Here is an 18,408-nt window from a genome sequence, read left to right as displayed (position 1 = left end):
GCACGCCCTCTGCCGGGATTACGAAAGTCCGAAATGTCGAAGGACGGCCTGCGCGAAGCTCAGCCGTTCGCGGACAAGGCGAAAACCAAGATTGTCGGGAGGGGTGCCGACCGCGCAGCCGCCGCTCTTCCCGTCCCGGATGAAGTTGGACATATAGGTGCGGTGGAACCCTTCCACGACATGCACGCCGCAATTCTCAATCGAGCCCGATCTGCCCGCACCATCCGCGCTCAGCGTCGCATGCACGTAGCACGTCGACGTCCACTCCCAGACGTTGCCGGCAATGTCGGCAACCTCTTTCGAGTTTGAACCGAAAGCGCCGGGAAACCTCGGGTTGGGGTCCGATTTGCGACCGAGCGAAGCCTCGGTGCGGTATAGGGCAAGCCACCGCTGCGCCGGGTTGGCGGGATCGTTGACGCCCACCTTCTATGTCGCCTCGGAACTTCTCGCCGGCGGCAAAGGCCCACTCCGCGTCGGTCGGCAGTCGCCAGGATTCGCCAGTCTGGGCTGACAGCCAATTGGCATAGGCTTCAGCGTCGATGTGGCTCACGCCAGTGACCGGAAAGTTTCCGTCGGCGCGTTCGTCGGCGGGCTTGCAGGCATCGGCCGCCACACAGCGGCCGTATTCCAACGCGCTCACCTGGTACTTCATGATTTCCAGAGGAGCATCGATGCTGACGCGGATGACGGGCGCCGCTACGGGATGGCTGTCCTTCAGGAATTCACCCGGCTCGGGATGGCGGAACGATCCAGGCACAAGGCTCACGAGTTCCGGGTCCCCGACGATTTGGCCGGCAACTGGCGAAAGCCGGTCAAACGCCGTGGCAACTCCGATCGCAACCAGCGCGGCGGAAGCAACCCCTGCTAGGGCTATGACTGGGTTGAAGGACATGGCTTTTCGTCCGGGTGTGAAGCGACCCTGCAGGATTGCCGCAAGGTCGCATTGGCTTCAGCGCCGGTTCCTCGCTATGACGCGATGGCTCTTGCCGCCTCGATCTGCATCATCAGATCGTCGTCCCAGCTTCCTTCGACCATGAAGTGGGCGGTCGCGCCGAGTTCGACGGCCTCGATCAGATTGTGGTTCACATAGGCGTAGATGCCAGGCTGCAGGAAGGTGTAGAGCGCGGCACCGGCCGACCCGCCGCGAATGAACCAGGTTTCGAGATCCTTGGCCGGAGGGTTGGCGAATTTGCCCTGCTCCCAGACGAAATCGCCATGGCCACCGATCAGGTGCGGACGCGTGTCGCGATTGGCCTGGGAATGGACGATCAGGACTGTTTCGTCGACCTTGGCCTTCATGGCGTTTTCGCCGGTCAGCGATCCGGCCTTGCCGTTGAACACGACATGGGTCGGGATCAAACCACGCATCACCTTCACCGTGTCGTCGTAATTGTCGCCGGCCGACTCGTACTTCTTGAACTTTCCGCTTTCGTCGCGAGGAATGTAGAAGTCGTTCTCGCCGATATAGTAGATGTGGTCGTAGCGGATCTGCTTGCCCTTGTCGTCCTTGAGGCCATCGCGCGGCAATATCATCACGGCGCCGCTCATGCCTGAAACGACATGCCACGGGATCATGGGGCCGCCCGGGGCGCAATGATAGACGAACGTGCCGGGCCGTGTTGCCTTGAAGCGAAGCTTTGTCTGCTCGCCCGGATTGATAAGCGTCAGCGCACCGCCGCCGAGGGCGCCGGTCGCGGCGTGGAAGTCGATGTTGTGGGCGAGCGTGTTGGTATCGGGGTTGATCAGGGTGAGTTCGAGATAGTCACCCTCGTGGACGACCATCAGAGGGCCTGGGATCGAACCATTGTAGGTCATGGCGTTGAGCTGCGTGCCGTCGGCATCGATGACGATCGGCTTTTCCTCGATTGTCATGGTGAATTCGACGACTTTCGGACCGCCCTGGGCGACCTGATCGTGAGCGTGCACGAAAGGCGGTGCGACCAGCGTGACCTTTTCACGGGGCAGTCCGGCCACCTCCTTTGCGCTTGCAGCAGCAGCCGGCATGGCTGTAGTCGCCGCGATGGCGGCAGCGGTAAAAACCGAACCCAATAACGCTTCACGTCTCGTAAGCATTTCCATCTCCTGTGCCTGAACCAATTTCTGGCCAGACCTTAGTCGTCTTGTCGCGAACGTCTTTGCGCTAGCGCAAATCTGATTTCATTCATCCAAGGGTTGGACGAGACAGGAAGAGTTGTCGTGGAAGGCCGGGCGAAATCTTAGCAAAACGAAAGCGGCCGGACTGGACCTCTCCCCTGGTCCGCCCGGCCGTTCCCTCCGGAGATCATGAACCGGAGGGTATCCTTGTAAAGAGGGCAGGTCAGTTGGAGGCGGCCTTGCTCGCTTCGCTGAACAAATCCGCGAACACTGTCTTGGCCTTGCCAACCTGCTTGACTGCTTGCGCCGCTTCCAGATTGACGGGCTTGCCGACGACGATCAGTGCCACCATGCCCATGCCGTAGTGCGGCGCGCACTTGACGCCATAGACGCCTTCCTTGGTAAGGGTCACGGTGATTTCCTCACTCGGCTTTCCCTTGAAGGCTTCCGCGCCGTCCGGCAGCATGCCCTTGATGGTTTCGGCGTTGTGGGATTTGTCGGTCGGCACGAACTTCACCGTGTCTCCCGGAACCGCACGGGTAAAAGCGGGCTGGAAGACCATCGCACCTTTCTCGCCCTTGTTCAGCATCTGGACCACATGCTCCTCGGCGCTTGCGGCGCCAGAAAGGGTTAGAAGAGCGATAGCGGCGATCAGGGGCAGTTTCATGGGGAAGTCCTTTCTTGAGTTCGTCACGGTATCGACCGTGCGTCCTTCTAGATCGTCGGACGTCGTGGCGATTTGCGCTGGCGCAAATTGGGTGAAGAAAATGTCGGTGCCGGCTGCGGGTTCAGGAAAGGTTCACCGAGCAGGCCCGGCAATGATGTCGACAGTTGCCCCTTTCCAAGCTCCGCCGGTTCGGCGGAATCTGGCCCGGTGTAGCAAGATCGGGAGTTGAAGACGGTATGCATCACTTGCCGCCAGTCGGTCGCCCATGACACAGTCCAGCCAAATGACCCGGACGCGTTGTGGCGATCAAGCTGAGGAGTAATACGGTTGGGTAGCCTTGATCGTTCGCTGATTGCCGGCCTGTCTGTTTTCGAGGGCATGGCCGCCGCGGATCTCGACCGCATAGTCGGGCAGGCGAGGTCCATGAGGATAGCTAAGGATCAGCCAGTCTTTGAGCAGGAGCAGGATGCCCTTTCTTTTTTCCTGCTGCTCGACGGACATGTGCGTGTGGTGAAATCGACGCCGGATGGTCAGGACGTGACTGTCCGCTACATAAGTCCGGGCGAATTGCTGGGCATCGCCCACGCGCTGGGCCGCACAACCTACCCGGCAAATGCTATCGCCGCCGCCGACTGCGTGCTTCTGGCCTGGCCAAGCCAGCTCTGGCCGACATTTGCGGCCAACTTTCCCAGTTTCACGGCTAACACCTACAAGAGCGTGGGGGCAAGACTGCAGGACGCACACACGCGCGTCATCGAGATGTCCACCGAACAGGTGGAACAGCGCGTCGCGCATGCGTTGCTCAAGCTGGTCAAGCAGTCAGGCAGGAAGACCGAGGAGGGGATATTGATCGACTTCCCGATCTCGCGCCAGGACATAGCCGAGATCACCGGAACGACGCTGCATACTGTGAGCCGGCTGCTCTCGGCCTGGGAAGACCAGGGCCTAGTCAAAAGCGGGCGTCAGAAGGTGACGGTGGTCGAACCGCACCGGCTCCTGCTGGTGGCGGAAGGCCACGTGGAAAAGGGCTAGTCCGGATAGCCGCCATCCATCGCCGCGAGCAATTCGCAACGCAGTTTTTCTTCATTCAGGTCGTGCTCGCGCGCGGCATCGGCAATGGTGTGGAACGAGGCGATGGGGCAACCGACGCAAAGCATGCCGTGCCGCAGCACGATGCGGATCGCCGCCGGGGCCTTCCGCATGATTTCGTCCATCGTCGCATCGTCACCGAATTTGCGTTTCATGACTTCCGTCCGCGTTTGGAAGCGGACATCGTGCGCCGTCCTTCCCGGATGCTCGTTGCGCTGAAACAAACAGGGAGCAGCCTGTTCGGCCGGAGAGAGGCAGATATCGCCTTAGGGGCCGGCACGCTGGAAAAAACCGGAGTCGGCTCCCGGCTCAAGCGTGCATATCATCGACCGCGTCAGGAACCGCTTCTCCCGGCCGTTGTCGAGCGAGAACATTCCGCCGCGACCGGGTACGACGTCGATGTTGAGATCGGTGTGCTTCCACGCCTCATACTGGGAGGCGCTGATGTAGACCGGCGTGTCGCCGATTTCGCCCAGCCTGACATCATTGTCGCCGATGATGAAATCGGAGCGCGGATAGCACATCGGCGAAGACCCGTCACAGCAGCCGCCGGACCGGTGAAACAGCACCGGGCCGTGATCGGCGATGATCTCGGCAAGCAGCACCTCGGCCTCCGGCGTGGCGGACACTTTGCCCAGCGACGTCTCGTCCATGATCTTCCCCCGTTCTTCGGCAATAGGGCGCGGCAAGCCGCGCCCTCTCTTCCTTGGGAGGCTATCAAAAGAAGCCGAGCTTCTTCGGACTGTAGCTGACCAGCATGTTCTTGGTCTGCTGATAGTGGTCGAGCATCATCTTGTGCGTCTCGCGGCCGATGCCGGACTGCTTGTAGCCACCGAACGCTGCGTGCGCCGGATAGGCGTGGTAGCAATTGGTCCAGACGCGGCCCGCCTGGATCGCCCGGCCGAAGCGGTAGGCCCGGTTGCCGTCGCGCGTCCAAATGCCGGCGCCGAGACCATAGAGCGTGTCGTTGGCGATCGACAGCGCATCTTCGTCGTCCTTGAAGGTCATCACTGAGACAACTGGCCCAAAGATCTCCTCCTGGAAGATGCGCATCTTGTTGTGGCCCTTGAACACGGTGGGCTTGACGTAATATCCGCCTGCCAGGTCGCCAGGCAGGATGTTGCGGGCGCCGCCGGTCAGCACCTCGGCGCCTTCCTGGCGGCCGATGTCGATGTAGGACAGGATCTTTTCCAACTGCTCGGACGAAGCCTGCGCGCCGATCATGGTGGCGGGATCGAGTGGATCGCCTTGCACGATTGCCTCGACGCGCTTCAGGGCGCGCTCCATGAACCGGTCATAGATCGATTCATGGATGAGGGCGCGGCTCGGGCAGGTGCAGACCTCGCCCTGGTTGAGTGCGAACATCACGAAGCCCTCAATCGCCTTGTCGAAGAAATCGTCGTCCTCGGCGACGACATCCTTGAAGAATATGTTCGGCGACTTCCCGCCCAGTTCGAGCGTGACGGGAATGAGGTTCTGGCTGGCATACTGCATGATCAGCCGGCCCGTCGTGGTCTCGCCGGTAAAGGCGATTTTGGCAATGCGCGGCGAGGAGGCGAGCGGCTTGCCGGCCTCGAGGCCGAAGCCGTTGACGATGTTGAGCACGCCCGCCGGCAGCAGATCGCCGACAAGATCGGCCCAGAGCAAGATGGCGGCCGGTGTCTGCTCGGCGGGCTTCAGCACGACGCAGTTGCCGGCCGCAAGCGCGGGGGCAAGCTTCCAGCAGGCCATCAGCAGCGGAAAGTTCCAGGGGATGATCTGGCCGACCACGCCCAGCGGCTCATGGAAGTGGTAGGCGACGGTGTCGTCGTCGATCTGGGAAAGGCTGCCTTCCTGGCCGCGCAGGGCGCCGGCGAAATAGCGGAAATGGTCAATGGCAAGCGGCAGATCGGCCGCCGTCGTTTCACGGATCGGCTTGCCGTTGTCCCAGGTTTCGGCGCACGCCAGAAGATCGAGGTTCTCCTCCATGCGGTCGGCGATGCGGTTGAGGATGAGCGACCGCTCGGCGACGCTGGTGCGCGCCCAGGCGTCCTTGGCGGCGTGTGCCGCGTCCAAGGCGGCCTCGATGTCCTGAGCGTCCGAGCGCGCCACTTCGCACAGCAACTGACCATTTACCGGGGAGAAGTTTTCGAAATAGCGGCCGGAGCGCGGCTCTGCCCATTTGCCGCCGATGAAATTTCCATAACGCCTGTCGAAGGGCACCTTGACCGGGCGTGAGAATTCAACCTTGTTCATATTCACCTCCCAAAGCTAACGCCGCGGAATGCGACGCGTAGAGGAGATATGCTCGCGCAGATGCTGATTGTCAGGCCGTCGAAACCCAGTCGTTCGTGCGAGTGTCGCAGAACTGCGACAGTTGGCGGGCAGACTCAGTGGGTGCGCCGAAGTTCGAAGCGTTTCAATTTGCGATGGAGCGTCGCGCGGCTGATTCCGAGCGCCTCGGCGGCCGCCGAGATGTTGCCCGAGGTATGAGCCAAGGCTCGCTGAAGTGCAGCACGCTCCGCTCGGTCGAGGCTGCCTTCCATCCCTTCGGCACCACTCAACACGTCCATTGCGGCCAAGCTTCGTGTCAGCGATTCCTGGGAAATGCCCAGCGCGATCCGCGCCGAGCGCGTCGCGCCGACCACCAGATCGTCGGAGTCGATCGCGATCAAGCCACCGAGCCCGCTATTCGTTTCCGGAAGGAGAAGGACGCGCGCCCGCGTGAATGCGCGGCGGAAGTTCTCCGCTTCGATGCGACGGGCGGCGTCCGCGACGGCCATCGAGATCAGGTTCGTGAATGCTTCGGTGAGATCGGCGCGACAGGACGAAACGTCGAGCGCCGCTGCCAGATTGCCTTCGTGGTCAAAGATCGGGGCTGTCGTGCAACTCAGCAACATGTTGCGCGCATAGAAGTGCTGATCGCGATGGATGGTCAGCGCTCGACGTTCGGCAAGGCAGGTTCCAATGCCATTGGTGCCTTCACTTTCCTCGCTCCAGATCGAGCCCGTCCACAATCCCCAATCTTTGAAGGTCTCGTCGTCAGAGGCAGCACCACGGCGATCCACGGCCACTCCGTCGCGGTCGGCCAGAAGCACGCAGCAGCCAACTCCGCCCACCGCAAGATAGAGCCTGTCGAGCGTGGACTGCGCCGCCATTTGCAGCGGCTCGATATTCTGCCTGGCTTTCCTAAACTCGGCATCCGTCAGACGCTTGGGGGATTTGTGCTCCGCCGGATCAAGCCGATGCAGCTTCGATGAACGTTGCCACGATGCGACCAACGCCGATTTCGCTGCCGCGTCGGAATCGATAGCTGCCTGGACGCGGTCTACATGATGGCCTTCTGGCTGCCCGTTCACGCTGTCCTCCCGCTTCGAAACTTCAGCTGCCTGTCCGGTTACATTTCCTCTCGGGACTTGCCCTGCCAAGTTGTTTCCCAAGTCATCACTAGCCCGGCAATTCGTCGAAGGAACTAGCTTGTGCCGTCCGGCAGCGCCCGCGGCTGTCCGCACGAGGCCCACGGTCAATCAATTCCACCAGCTTAGCCTATTGGCAAAAGGCAGGAATTGATCCGGCGCAAATCAAATGTTGGACCGCGCTTGCCTTGCAGCAACAAGGGCGTCGAAAGGCTTGTCAAAATTGTGCGCGCGATTGTGGCGCACCCGGCACTGCAACCCGTTAGACAAAGATGATCCGACCTTGGCGCCGGGCATGCCTCTCCAAGCGTTCTTCGACCGGCAGAATACGATAGTTACCTACCTCGTAAACCCTTGTCCGATCAGATCCTGCGGGTATTCATGGAAGAATGGAGTGGCCTTTTCACCCTGTGAGGTTGATAGCTCAGCATTGAAATTGTTGACAATTTCCACTGCAGGCGCTACCATCTAGCCGCCATTGTCTCGTTATTTCAATGGCTTATGATGATTTTAGTAACGGGAGAGCGCTACCGCCAATACAGCGCTGCAACCGAGTTCGTCTGCTGAAGGGACTTCGCATGCGAGGTCAGCGGATTCAAATCCTGTCCCCGCAACCAATAAAATCTATTTGAACCAGATTACCAAGAACCCCGGGATGTCCTTCAATTACCCATTCAACCTGATGGCCCTCATCGGGGTCGACATCAACGGTTTCGACCCGACCATCAAATCACTGGTCGTTTCGCTCGCGGGCCTGCGTGGCGAAGCCGCACACAGGAATCTCATAGCAGCGCAGACCAGTCCTGCGCTGGGCGACCTGGCGATATGGACCACCGGTCTCATTGCAGGTTACCGAATGCTGGACGACCAGATCACACAGCTCCGGCGTATATCGGCTTAGTCGCTGGGCGACAATTGCCCTGCAAATCCGGACACAACAAAAGCAGGCCGAGCTCGACTACCTTGTGCTCTTGCGCGCCGCCTCCACGCAGGCCAAGAACTATGTCGGCTTGGTTTGTTGAGCGCAGCTACCCCTTGATCGCCGAGCCGACGATGGAATCGACGAAGAAGCGCTGCAGAAAGACGAACAGAATGAGCGGCGGCAGCACGGCGAGCGTCGCGCCAGCCATCACCAGCCCAGTGTTGACCGCGCCTCTGTTGTAGCTGAGTAGTCGGCTGAGGCTGATGACGATCGGGTAGGCGTCGGCATTGCCCTGCAGCACGGTCAGTGGCCACAGATAACTGTTCCAGTGATAGACGAAGGCGAACAAAGCGAGCGCCGCGATCGCCGGGGCGACACTGGGCGCGACGATCTTGTAGAGGATCAGCAGCTCCGAGGCGCCGTCCATGCGCGCGGCGTCGATCAACTCGTCGGGCACGCCTGATATGAACTGGCGCATCAGGAAGATGCCGAACGCATTGGCGAGGTTGGGCACGATGATGCCGGCCAAGCTGGCATTTAGGCCGATCGAGCCGACCAGGCGGTAGAGCGGGATCAACGTCACGATCGGCGGCAGGAACATGGTGGCGATCAGCACCGAAAACAAAAGCGAGCGGCCAGGGAAGTGGTATTTTGCGAAAGCATAGCCGGCCATCATGCTGGTGACGAGGATGCCGACGGTGGTGATCGAGGCGATGACCAGAGAGTTCCACATCGAGCGGCCGACATTGACCACGCCAGAGACCTTCTCATAGGCGTCCAGGCTCGGCGTATGGGGTATCCACACCGGTGGCACCTGCATGCTCTCGGCCGGCGTCTTTAGGCTCGACAACACCATCCACACCAGCGGGAAGGCCGACGCCACGGCCACCAGCAGCATCAGCGTCGCCAGCAGTGCGTTGCCGCCGGTCGGGCGCTTTCGCGACAATCGGCTCGACGATCCCGAAGACCCAATCGGGCTCATTCGTCGTCCTTCCGGTTGGCAAGAGCAAACAGCGCGCAGACCACGACGATCAGCGACAGCATCAGCATGACGGCCATGGCCGAGCCCAGCCCGCCCTGTGCGCGCTCGATGCCGACGCGGCGGATGTGGTAGGTCAAGACATTTGTCGAGCCCACCGGCCCTCCTTGCGTGATCAGCGCCACAGGCTCGAACACTTGCACCGCATTGATGATGGCGATGACTGCGCTGAACAGAAGTGTGCGTCGCATCAGCGGCAGTGTGATGAAGCGAAACTGTTCGTACCGGTTGGCGCCGTCGAGCTTTGCCGCTTCGTAGAGGCTGCCGGGAATCTGCGTCAGCCCGGCAATGGCCAGCACGGTGAAATAGCCGACCTGCTGCCAGACGTTGAGGAAGACGATCGAGACCAGCGCCGAGCGTGGCGACGAAAGCCACGGCTGCGGGCCGATGCCGATCAGGCCGAGCATCTGGTTGAGCGGCCCTTCGCTCGGCGAATAGAGCTTCGACCAGACCAGCGCCACCGCGATCATCGGGACCATGTAGGTGGAAAACAGCACCGTCCGCAGCGCCGTGCCGCCGGGCACGTCATGCTGGTAGACCATCAGGCCGAAGGCCACCGACAGCGGTAGGATAAGGACGACGGAGAGAACGGTGTAGATCGAGGTGTTGACCAGCGCGCCCTTGAAATCGCGTCCGACCGAGGTCGGCCCGAAGATCTCACGGTAATTGTCGAGGCCGATGAAGCTGGCGCTGGAAAACGGCGTCTGCGTCGACCAGTCCTGGAACGACAGCCAGGCGGTGAGCAGCATCGGCAACAGGATGAAGATGCCGATCAGCGTCACGGCGGGCGCCAGCATGATGGCCGCCGAGGCACGGTACCTCTGAATCATTACTTGGCGGCGCGCTCCAGGATCGAGGTGGCGTCGGCCTGCGCCGTTGCCTGTGCATCCTTGGCCGAGACCTGGCCATACTGCAACGCCTCGAGTGTCTGCTGCAGGGATTCTGAAAATTCCTGGCCGCCCGGCACCACCGGGAAGGGTTTTGCATCGGCGAGCACGCTGACATAACCGGAGAGGAACTCCGAGCCGAGCTTGTCCTTCTGCGCCTCGATGTCGGAGGTGCGCGAGGGCAGAATGCCCATGGACATCAAGATGCCGGACATCGCCGAGGCGCCGTCCTTGCCAGACTTCGGATTGTTCAACCAGGCGAGAAAGTCCCACGCCGCCTTCTGCTCGACAGCATCTGCATTGGCGTTGACAACTGTCATCCAGGAATAGGAGATCGAATGCGGCTTATCGCCGCTCGGGCCCACGGGGATCGGCGCGGTGGCAATGTCAGCGAACTTGTCGCCCATGCCGGTCTTCAGCGCGCTCTCCCACCAGTTGGCCATGATGATCATGCCGGTCTTGCCGGAGACGAAATTATCCAGGAAGGGGCCGGTGGTGTTGGCGTCGGCCGTGGCCATCGCCGGCACGCTGACGCCGGACTTGATCAAGTCCTCGTAGAGCTGAAAAGTCTCGGCGGCTTGCGGGCTGTCCAGCACCGGTTTCCCATCCTTGACCAGTTCGCCGCCATTGGAGACCAGCAGCGAGGCGAAGGGATGGACGACGCCGGCCGCCCAGGAATTGATCATGCCGAACCCTTGCTGGCCGGCATCCTTGTTGGTCAGCTTCTTGGCCGCATCCTTGAGCTGGTCCCATGTCTTGGGTGCTGCCGCGATGCCGGCCTGCTTAAACAGCGCCTTGTTGTAATTCAGCGCGTAGACGTCGATCTCGTTGGGGATGCCATAGAGCTTGCCGCCGACCGATGCCGCACTGGCAATGCCGGCCGGCCATGAGGCCTTAACCTCGCTGGCCACCGCATCGGGAGCAGGCGCGACAAGCTTGTCGCGCGCGAGTTCGGGCAGCCACAGATCGTAAATGCCGCCGATCGTTGGACCATCCGCGCCGCCGCCCTGCGAGCGCAGCGTGGTCAACAAATCGCCGAACGGAACGGCGCGCACGCTGACGCTGACGTCAGGATTTGCCTTCGCATAATCCTTCGCGGCTGCCTCCAGCAAGGCGACCGTCTCTGGCGACCAATGCGTTAGGTAGGAGATGTTGACCGACTGCGCCCAGGCAGTCGCGGACAGCATGGTCAGGCTCGCGACAAGTGCCAGTTTCGAAGTCCAGGCAAACGACATCCTCATCCTCCTCAAGGCCCACCGATCACGATGACGTTATGACAAGTTAAGGTGACGGCGCAAGGGCTTGCTGGTGAAAAAGCGGCAAGCCGGATTGCCGCATTTTAGTTGCACTGCCTTTTCGTCACGATATTTTCCCATATAAACAACGCACTAACCGGTGTCGCGGATGAATCAGTCGCGCCATCTTCGTATCCAGGGCGCACCAGACCTCTTGCGAACGCCGCTATATCATTATAATGACTTTCCCGAGCCGATGACTCTCTCGTGACATAGAAACGCCGCGAGACGCCAAAGAAAGAGAACAATGGGAGACTGGCAATGAGCATGCTTTCAATTCACCGACGCGCCGCGCTTGGACTGATCGGCGGCCTTGCCGCCGCCGGCGCCGGCATCTTCACGACCCTCCCGGCAAAGGCCGATAGCACGGTGACGCTGTGGAGCTGGCGCACCGAGGACGAGGCCGCGATGCGCCGCATTTTCGATGCCTTCGAGGCCAAGAACCCTGGCATCACGGTCAACATCCAGTTCACGCCTGATGCCGACTACCAGAACCGGCTGAGCACGGCGCTGCGCGGCGGCCGCGGGCCTGACATCGCCCAGCTCAAGGCCTATGGCGAATTGCAGCCCTTCGTCGATGCCGGCTATCTCGACGTCCTCGACGACAGCGTGCCCGATTTGAAGAACATGCCGGACGCGGCCCTTGGCGGCGCCCGTGGCCGCGCCGACGGCAAGCTCTACGGCGTACCCTATTCGGTGCCGATGATGGGCGTCTTCTACAACCAAGACATCTTTGCCGCCCAAGGGATCGAAATCCCCAAAACCTACAAGGATTTCGCCGCCGCCTGCGAGAAGCTAAAGGCGGCCGGCATCACCCCGATCGCCACCGGCGGCGCCAACGGCTCGGCCTGGGAGCTGGAGATCGGCGTCGGTGTGGTCGGCCCGACCGTCTACGGCCCGGGCTTCTACGACGAGATGATGACCGGCAAGGCCACCTTCGAGGACCCGCGCTATGTCGCGGCGCTGAAGCGCTTCGCTGAGCTGAAGCCCTATTTTCCCGATGGTTTCGCCGGCATCGACTACACCACTGCCACGCAGCTGTTCATCGGCGGCAAGGCGGCGATGTTCCTCGGCGGTTCGTTCGAGAACGGCAGCTTCAAGGCGCAGAATCCCAAGCTGAAATTCTCGATCTTCCCGTTCCCTGCCGACGATGCCGGGGCAAAACTCTACACCTCGGCTTTCTCCGACGGCTCCTATGGCCTTGTCTCCGAAAGTGCCAACAAGGAAGCTGCTATCAAGGTCCTGGACTTCATGGCCTCGGCCGAATTCGCGCAGATGTTCGCCGACGAACTCGGCTGGCCGCCGGCCCGCACGGATGTGACCGTGAAGGACCCGGTGTTGGCCGAGATGATGGCGATGTCGAAGAACTCGACACCCTACCTGACGCTGGTCGGTTTCCGCTGGCAGTCGCCGACCGCCTCTTCCGTCTTGCAGTCCGAGATCATCGACATGGTCGAAGGCAACATCACGCCGGAGAAGCTGGCGGCCGACATGCAGGCCGCCGTCGCCACCTGGTTCAAGCCGAAGCAGTAAGGAGCCGGGGCGGTCGCACAGCGGCCGGCCCCTACCGGACAGAACAACGTATGACCACCCTCCGCCGCAAAAGCAGCCTTCGCCGCACGCAAGAGCGCATGGCCGTGCTTTTCATCCTGCCGGCTCTGGCGGTCTATGCGCTGTTCGTCCTCTATCCCCTGGCAATGTCGCTGTGGGGCAGCTTCTTCCTCTGGAAGGGGCTGCGCATGGTCGAGTTCGCCGGCCTGGCCAATTTTTCGCGGCTGTTCGTTTTTCCAAGCGGCGCGCGGGTCTACGGGGCGCTGTGGCACAACACCGCCTGGTTCTTCGGCATCATGGTCTTCCAGAACGGCATCGGGCTCTTGTTCGCCTGGCTGCTGTTCCTGCGCGACAAGGGCGCCGCCTTCTTCCAGTCGGTCTTCTTCTTCCCGGCGGTGCTGAGCCCGGTCATCGTCGGCGCGCTGTGGCGTCTGCTCCTCGCGCCGGGTGGCGTCGTCGAGTGGGCGCTGAATGGGCTTGGTCTGCACCAGGGCAGCCTCACGGTACTCGGCAACAGCCACACGGCGCTCGGGATGCTGATCGCCGTCGACACCTGGAACTGGATGGGCCTGCCGGTGCTCATCTACACGGCCGGTCTCAGGCAGATTTCCAGCCAGATCTTCGAGGCGGCGAAGCTCGACGGCGCTAGCGATGCGCGCATGCTGTTCTCGATCGCGCTGCCGCTGCTGATGCCAGCGCTCGGCACGCTGACGACCTTGTCGTTCATCAACACCTTCAACCAGTTCGACATGGTCTATGTGATGCAGGGCGTGCAGGGCAATCCGAGCTATTCGACCGACACGCTGGTGACCTATTTCTACCGGCTGGCCTTCGGCGCGGAAGGCGCCGTCGGCATCACCGATATTGGCTTGGCACTGGCGCTGGGCACCATGCTGTTCCTGATCCTCAGCACCGGCACGCTTATGATGCTGCGCTTCTTTGACCGCCGCACGGTGCAGCTATGAGCGCGCTGGTCATTTCACGTCGGCCAGTCCTCTCGCGGCAGGTTGCGCGGTTGCCGGGCTGGACGGTGCTGGTCGTGTGGACGGCGGCCGTGTTGCTGCCGCTCTACATCCTCGTCGTCTCCTGCTTCAAGACCACGGCCGAGATCTACGACAATCGGCTCGGACTGCCGAAGAGCTGGGCCTTCGACAATTTCGTCAACGCCTGGACGCGGGCCAATCTCGGCCAGAATTTCGTCAACAGCCTGATCGTTACCGGCGGCGCGGTCATCCTCACCATTGTCGTCTCGGCGATGGCCGCCTATCCGCTCAGCCGCTACAAGCTCGGCTGGAACGCCGTCATGCTCGGCCTGTTCCTGTCGGGCATCATGCTGCCGATCCGGCTCGCCTCGGTCGAGCTGTTCACGCTGATGCGCAATCTCGGTCTGCTCGATTCTCTGACCGGGCTGATCCTCGTCTATTCGGCGATCCGCATTCCCTTCGCCGTCTTCATCTTCGCCAATTTCATGCGCGTGCTGCCCTCTGAACTCGACGAGGCGGCCCGCATGGATGGCGCCGGCGAGGTCCGCATCCTGTTCCAGGTCATCCTGCCGATGGTGAAGCCCGCCGTTTCGATCGTCGCCATCTTCACCGCGATTGCCGTGTGGAACGACTTCTTCTTCCCGCTAATCTTCATCTTCGACGACCGCTACAAAACCGTGCCGCTGGCGATAAGCGTTTTCGTCGGCCAGTTCCGCACCGATTGGGGCCTGGTCTTCGCCTCGCTGGCGATCTCCATGGCCCCAATTTTGATCATGTATTGTCTGCTCGCCCGCCAGATTCGCGAAGGCGTCGGCGCCGGGGGAGGTATGAAATGATCGAGGACAGGATCTACGCCGCTAATTCCATGCTGGTCGTCGGCGCGCACGCCTTCGATGCCGAGGTGATTGCCGGTCCGCTGGCGGCGGCCGCCGTCAAGCGCGGTGCTTCGGTGACCTTTCTGCATCTGACCATGGGCGAACAGGGTCACCCTTGCCTCATCCCCGAGCACTATGGCGCTCAGAAGGAAGAGGAGGCGGGCAGGGCGGCGGCACGACTTGGGGTCAAGGTGCGCAGCCTTGGCCTTCGCGACGCCTTCCTGCCTTCAGACGACCAGACGGCGCTTGAGGTGTGCGACGTCATTCGCGAGCTGAAACCTGAGATCGTCATCACCCATTGGCACGGCAGCTGGCACAAGGATCATCGCACCGCCGCGCATCTGACGCAAGCCGGCATCTTTTACGCAGCGCTGCCGACTGTCGCGAGTGATCATGCGGCGCATACGCCGCAATTGCTCTTGTTCGGCGAGAACTGGGAGGACGATGACGGCTTCCGGCCCGAGCATCTGGTCGATGTTAGCGACGGCTTCGAGGCCTGGAGCGAGGCGGTCAAGGAGTACGAGCTGGCACGCGGCCTGAGCAGCTTTCCCTATGTCGACTATTACAGCGCGCTCTATCGGCTGCGCGGTTGTCTGCGTGGGACACGCCATGCGCAGGCGTTCGCGGCGGCATCGCATTCGTGGAATGCCGGCAGTGGCCTGTTCGCGCCGCCAGCCAGCGGAGGGCGCGGCCGATGAGGCGCGTGCTGGCCATCGACCTCGGCGGCACCAATCTGCGGGCCGCCATCCATACCGGCGACATCAGCGCATTGAGGGTGCTTAGCCGTGAGCCGGCGCCGCCAAGTCTGGATGCCTTCGTTGCTCGCATCCACGCGTTGTGCGCCGACACCGGATCGGTCGAGGCGCTCGGCATTGCCGTGCCGGGCCTCGCCGAGGGCTCGGTTTGCCGCTGGATTCCGAACCTGCCCTTTCTCGACGGCGTCGACCTCCAGACCTTGTTCCCGAAGCTGCGCATTGGGCTTGGCAATGATGCGCAGATCGCGCTGCTGGCGGAAGCCGTCGAAGGCAGCGCCAAGGCCATGTCGGACGTCATCCTGCTGGCTATTGGTACCGGCATCGGTTCGGCGGTGCTTGCCAATGGCCGTATCGTTGCCGGCGCGCATGCCGGCGCCTGCTCGTTCGGTTGGGCCTGCGCTGACATCAAAGACCATGGCGGCGAGCGCAGTGGCTGGCTGGAGCGCGTCGCCTCCGGCCGCGCGCTCGACGCGCTTGCCGGCCAGATCGGGCTGGCCAACGGGCGCCAGCTGATTGCCGCTGCCCAGGCAGGCGAACTGGCGGCGCGGACCCTGCTTGAAGTGCCGGCGCGCCAGCTCGGCACCGCGCTTGCCGGTGCCGTGGCGCTGCTTGATCCGCAGGCGGTGCTAATATCGGGCGGACTGGCGGAAGCGCTCAACGTGATGCGGCCGCCGCTGCTCGCGTCCCTGCGTCGCCAGTTGCCGTCGCATCTGCGCGGCATCGCGATCGAGCCTGGCCAGTTCGGCTCGGATGCCGGCCTTGTCGGCGCGGCGCTCGCCGGCGGTTTGGGGGAAAGGTGGAGGCAGGTGCGATGAGCGAAGCGAGCTTTCAGCAACCGGATCGCAGAAAGCCGGAGCCGCTCTGGTACCAGGTCGAGGAAGCGATCCGCGCCATTGTCACGAGCGGCGAATGGGCGACGGGCGACCAGATCCCGGCCGAGGACAGGCTCTGCGCGCTGTTTGGCGTCAGCCGAATCACACTGCGTCACGCTCTGCGCAATCTGGAGGAAGGTGGGCTGCTGCGACGCGAACACGGCCGTGGCACCTTCGTGCGATCCACCACGCTCGTTGCCGGCACGCGCGCGTTGACCAGCTTCACCCAGGAAATGCGCAATATGGGCGTGGTCGCCGGCTCGCGCCTGCTCGACTGCAGCCTGACGACGGCCAATGCCGCCGCTGCCGGCGCATTGGAGATCGAGGAGGGTGACCCCGTGGTGCGCATTCGCAGGCTTAGACTCGGCAACAGCGAACCGATCGGCATCCAGACAGCGCAGCTGACGGCCGCGCGCGTGCCTGGCTTCCTCGATGCCGGCCTGCTGCAGGGATCGCTCTATGAGGCGCTGGAGCGCCATTACGGCATCGTGCCGGTGGCGGCACGCGAAATCTATCGCGTAGGCGCGGTAGGCGCGGGCGATGCCGAGTTGCTTGACCTGCCCGCAGGCAGTCCCGCTTTCGTCGTCGAGCGCATCACCACGGATGAGCGCGGCTCGTTCGAATTCACTGTCTCGATCATGCGGGGCGACCGCTACGAAATCCGCTCGACGCTGCGCGCCGGGCGTGTCCCGTCAACCTCAAGAAGCTGATCCATCCCAAGCCGACACTTAAACAGGAGTACCCACGTGTCCGATCTCTACATTCATCGTCTCACCGCGCTCATCGACCAGGCGGCAAAAGCCAATGAGGAGGCCTTCGGCGAGGCCGCCAGCCGCTTCGCCGATTCGCTCCAAGGCGGCGGGCTGGTGCATCTCTATGGTTCTGGCCATTCGGTGCTGCCGGTGCAAGAAGTGTTTCCGCGCTACGGCAGCTATGTCGGCTTCAACCCGCTGACCGACCCAAGGGTAATGTGGCACAATGTGCTCGGCGCCGGCGGCGTGCGCGAGCTGTTGTGGCTGGAGCGGACCGAGAAATACGCCGAGAAATTCCTCGACCACCAGCCGCTGAACAAGGGTGACTCGATGATCATCTTCGGCCACAGCGGCCGTAACTCGTCGGGCATCGATACCGCGCTCTACGCGAGGAAGCGCGGCATCTTCGTCGTCGCGGTGACCAGCAAAAACAATCTCGACAAGCCGGCGACGCATTCGTCGGGCAAGCGGCTGGCCGATGTGGCTGACCTCGTCATCGACACCTGCTCCCCAATCGAGGATGCGATCGTGCCGGTCGAGGGCTGGAGCCGTCCGGTGTCGGGCTCGTCGACGGTGCTTGCCATGATCCTGGCGCATGAGCTGATCGCCCGCACGGCCGAGCAGCTCGCCAAGCGCGGCATCGAACTCCCGGTCTTCGCCTCGCCGACCATCGCTGGCGTGACGCTACACGACACCGACGTCATTTACGGCGTCTACCGGGAGCGCATGCTGGAAGCGCAGAAGAAGCACCTGCCAACCTTCCAGGCAACGATGCGCGGCGAGTGATGTTTGGAATCGAGAGGCGCCACGTGCGCTTCTCGATCCTGATTGCTACCGTCCGAGCAGATTGCGTTCGACGGTTCTCAGATGTGCCAGCATGGCTTGGCTGGCGCGTTCGGAATCGCACCGCAAACGCGCATTCAGAACAATCTGATGTTCGTGCAATAGATGCTGCGGCGCTCTTCGGGAAAAAGAGCATGACGATCAAGATCGGCCATTGCGAACAAATCCCAATCCCTGCACCAGTGGCCGATGAAATCTCAAAAAACGGCGTAATATTATCATCTTACAAATCTGTCTTGGCCGGTCCACAACCAGGCGCCATGCTTTGAAATAAAGAAGCGCTCATTGAGTTGTTTTGAAGCACGGCACTGACGCCGAGTGATCCATCATGCCGGACGGGTATCGAGTGGGTTCGTTGTGGAACTTCCTCTCACCGCCCATTATCTTAT

At 62.0% G+C, this 18,408-nt stretch carries 20 protein-coding genes and 1 pseudogene; 10 read left to right on the top strand and 11 right to left on the bottom strand.

Features of this window, described 5'->3' with window-relative positions:
* Positions 1 to 18: 18 nt before the first annotated feature.
* The 4 genes and pseudogenes from LB554_RS29550 to LB554_RS18115 form a co-directional block, all read right to left on the bottom strand.
* A complete protein-coding gene (locus tag LB554_RS29550; RefSeq protein WP_318013209.1) occupies positions 19 to 423 on the bottom strand; it encodes an SUMF1/EgtB/PvdO family nonheme iron enzyme in 405 nt (134 codons plus the stop codon).
* 79 nt (positions 424 to 502) lie between these two features.
* Positions 503 to 892: pseudogene (locus tag LB554_RS29545) on the bottom strand (SUMF1/EgtB/PvdO family nonheme iron enzyme); the annotation flags it as partial.
* 74 nt (positions 893 to 966) lie between these two features.
* Positions 967 to 2,073, bottom strand: coding sequence for a copper-containing nitrite reductase (nirK, locus tag LB554_RS18120; protein WP_224586016.1), 1,107 nt, complete (start codon positions 2,071 to 2,073; stop codon positions 967 to 969).
* 244 nt (positions 2,074 to 2,317) lie between these two features.
* On the bottom strand, positions 2,318 to 2,761 hold the full coding sequence (locus LB554_RS18115) for a pseudoazurin (RefSeq protein ID WP_224586015.1): 444 nt from the start codon (positions 2,759 to 2,761) through the stop codon (positions 2,318 to 2,320).
* Between the two features lie 327 nt (positions 2,762 to 3,088).
* Here LB554_RS18115 and LB554_RS18110 point away from each other — a divergent pair, with 327 nt between their 5' ends.
* The gene (locus LB554_RS18110) at positions 3,089 to 3,793 is read left to right on the top strand and encodes a Crp/Fnr family transcriptional regulator (protein WP_224586014.1); all 705 of its coding nucleotides are present in this window, start codon (positions 3,089 to 3,091) and stop codon (positions 3,791 to 3,793) included.
* Here the strand turns inward: LB554_RS18110 and LB554_RS18105 are convergent.
* The 4 genes from LB554_RS18105 to LB554_RS18090 form a co-directional block, all read right to left on the bottom strand.
* The gene (locus LB554_RS18105) at positions 3,790 to 4,005 is read right to left on the bottom strand and encodes a DUF1858 domain-containing protein (protein WP_224586013.1); all 216 of its coding nucleotides are present in this window, start codon (positions 4,003 to 4,005) and stop codon (positions 3,790 to 3,792) included. The two genes, LB554_RS18110 and LB554_RS18105, sit on opposite strands and share 4 nt — an antisense overlap.
* 111 nt (positions 4,006 to 4,116) lie before the next feature.
* A complete protein-coding gene (locus LB554_RS18100) occupies positions 4,117 to 4,503 on the bottom strand; it encodes a DUF779 domain-containing protein (RefSeq protein ID WP_224586012.1) in 387 nt (128 codons plus the stop codon).
* Between the two features lie 64 nt (positions 4,504 to 4,567).
* On the bottom strand, positions 4,568 to 6,085 hold the full coding sequence (gene adh, locus LB554_RS18095) for an aldehyde dehydrogenase (protein WP_224586011.1): 1,518 nt from the start codon (positions 6,083 to 6,085) through the stop codon (positions 4,568 to 4,570).
* Positions 6,086 to 6,219: 134 nt separating this feature from the next.
* Positions 6,220 to 7,188, bottom strand: coding sequence for a GAF domain-containing protein (locus tag LB554_RS18090; RefSeq protein WP_224586010.1), 969 nt, complete (start codon positions 7,186 to 7,188; stop codon positions 6,220 to 6,222).
* Positions 7,189 to 7,873: 685 nt separating this feature from the next.
* Here LB554_RS18090 and LB554_RS18085 point away from each other — a divergent pair.
* The gene (locus tag LB554_RS18085; protein WP_224586009.1) at positions 7,874 to 8,146 is read left to right on the top strand and encodes a hypothetical protein; all 273 of its coding nucleotides are present in this window, start codon (positions 7,874 to 7,876) and stop codon (positions 8,144 to 8,146) included.
* Between the two features lie 127 nt (positions 8,147 to 8,273).
* Here the strand turns inward: LB554_RS18085 and LB554_RS18080 are convergent, their stop codons facing one another.
* Genes LB554_RS18080 through LB554_RS18070 form a run of 3 tightly spaced genes read right to left on the bottom strand, consistent with a single transcriptional unit; the run spans position 8,274 to position 11,328 of the window.
* A complete protein-coding gene (locus tag LB554_RS18080; protein WP_224586008.1) occupies positions 8,274 to 9,149 on the bottom strand; it encodes a carbohydrate ABC transporter permease in 876 nt (291 codons plus the stop codon).
* Positions 9,146 to 10,036, bottom strand: a complete 891-nt coding sequence (locus tag LB554_RS18075; protein ID WP_224586007.1) for a carbohydrate ABC transporter permease — start codon at positions 10,034 to 10,036, stop codon at positions 9,146 to 9,148. The genes LB554_RS18080 and LB554_RS18075 overlap by 4 nt, the downstream gene beginning before the upstream one ends.
* Entirely contained in the window at positions 10,036 to 11,328 is a 1,293-nt protein-coding gene (locus LB554_RS18070) for an ABC transporter substrate-binding protein (protein WP_224586005.1), read from the bottom strand. The genes LB554_RS18075 and LB554_RS18070 overlap by 1 nt, the downstream gene beginning before the upstream one ends.
* A gap of 321 nt (positions 11,329 to 11,649) precedes the next feature.
* Between LB554_RS18070 and LB554_RS18065 the strand changes: the two genes are divergently transcribed.
* From LB554_RS18065 to LB554_RS29460, 8 genes are all read left to right on the top strand, one after another.
* On the top strand, positions 11,650 to 12,921 hold the full coding sequence (locus tag LB554_RS18065) for an extracellular solute-binding protein (protein ID WP_224586003.1): 1,272 nt from the start codon (positions 11,650 to 11,652) through the stop codon (positions 12,919 to 12,921).
* A 50-nt stretch (positions 12,922 to 12,971) separates the two neighbouring features.
* Positions 12,972 to 13,904 (top strand): carbohydrate ABC transporter permease, encoded by a 933-nt coding sequence (locus LB554_RS18060; protein WP_224586001.1) that lies wholly within the window; start codon positions 12,972 to 12,974, stop codon positions 13,902 to 13,904.
* A complete protein-coding gene (locus LB554_RS18055; RefSeq protein ID WP_015316342.1) occupies positions 13,901 to 14,758 on the top strand; it encodes a carbohydrate ABC transporter permease in 858 nt (285 codons plus the stop codon). Before LB554_RS18060 ends, LB554_RS18055 begins: the two co-directional genes overlap by 4 nt.
* Positions 14,755 to 15,495, top strand: a complete 741-nt coding sequence (locus LB554_RS18050; RefSeq protein ID WP_224585999.1) for a PIG-L deacetylase family protein — start codon at positions 14,755 to 14,757, stop codon at positions 15,493 to 15,495. Before LB554_RS18055 ends, LB554_RS18050 begins: the two co-directional genes overlap by 4 nt.
* The gene (locus tag LB554_RS18045; RefSeq protein WP_224585998.1) at positions 15,492 to 16,367 is read left to right on the top strand and encodes an ROK family protein; all 876 of its coding nucleotides are present in this window, start codon (positions 15,492 to 15,494) and stop codon (positions 16,365 to 16,367) included. Before LB554_RS18050 ends, LB554_RS18045 begins: the two co-directional genes overlap by 4 nt.
* Entirely contained in the window at positions 16,364 to 17,134 is a 771-nt protein-coding gene (locus LB554_RS18040) for a GntR family transcriptional regulator (RefSeq protein ID WP_015316345.1), read from the top strand. The genes LB554_RS18045 and LB554_RS18040 overlap by 4 nt, the downstream gene beginning before the upstream one ends.
* 36 nt (positions 17,135 to 17,170) lie before the next feature.
* Positions 17,171 to 17,962, top strand: coding sequence for a sugar isomerase domain-containing protein (locus LB554_RS18035; RefSeq protein WP_224585996.1), 792 nt, complete (start codon positions 17,171 to 17,173; stop codon positions 17,960 to 17,962).
* A gap of 191 nt (positions 17,963 to 18,153) precedes the next feature.
* On the top strand, positions 18,154 to 18,288 hold the full coding sequence (locus LB554_RS29460) for a hypothetical protein (protein ID WP_263485860.1): 135 nt from the start codon (positions 18,154 to 18,156) through the stop codon (positions 18,286 to 18,288).
* Positions 18,289 to 18,408 lie beyond the last annotated feature (120 nt).

The organism is Mesorhizobium sp. CO1-1-11, from assembly GCF_020164995.1.
In the GTDB taxonomy this organism is placed as follows: domain Bacteria; phylum Pseudomonadota; class Alphaproteobacteria; order Rhizobiales; family Rhizobiaceae; genus Mesorhizobium; species Mesorhizobium australicum.
This window is presented reverse-complemented; position numbering and strand designations above follow the sequence as displayed.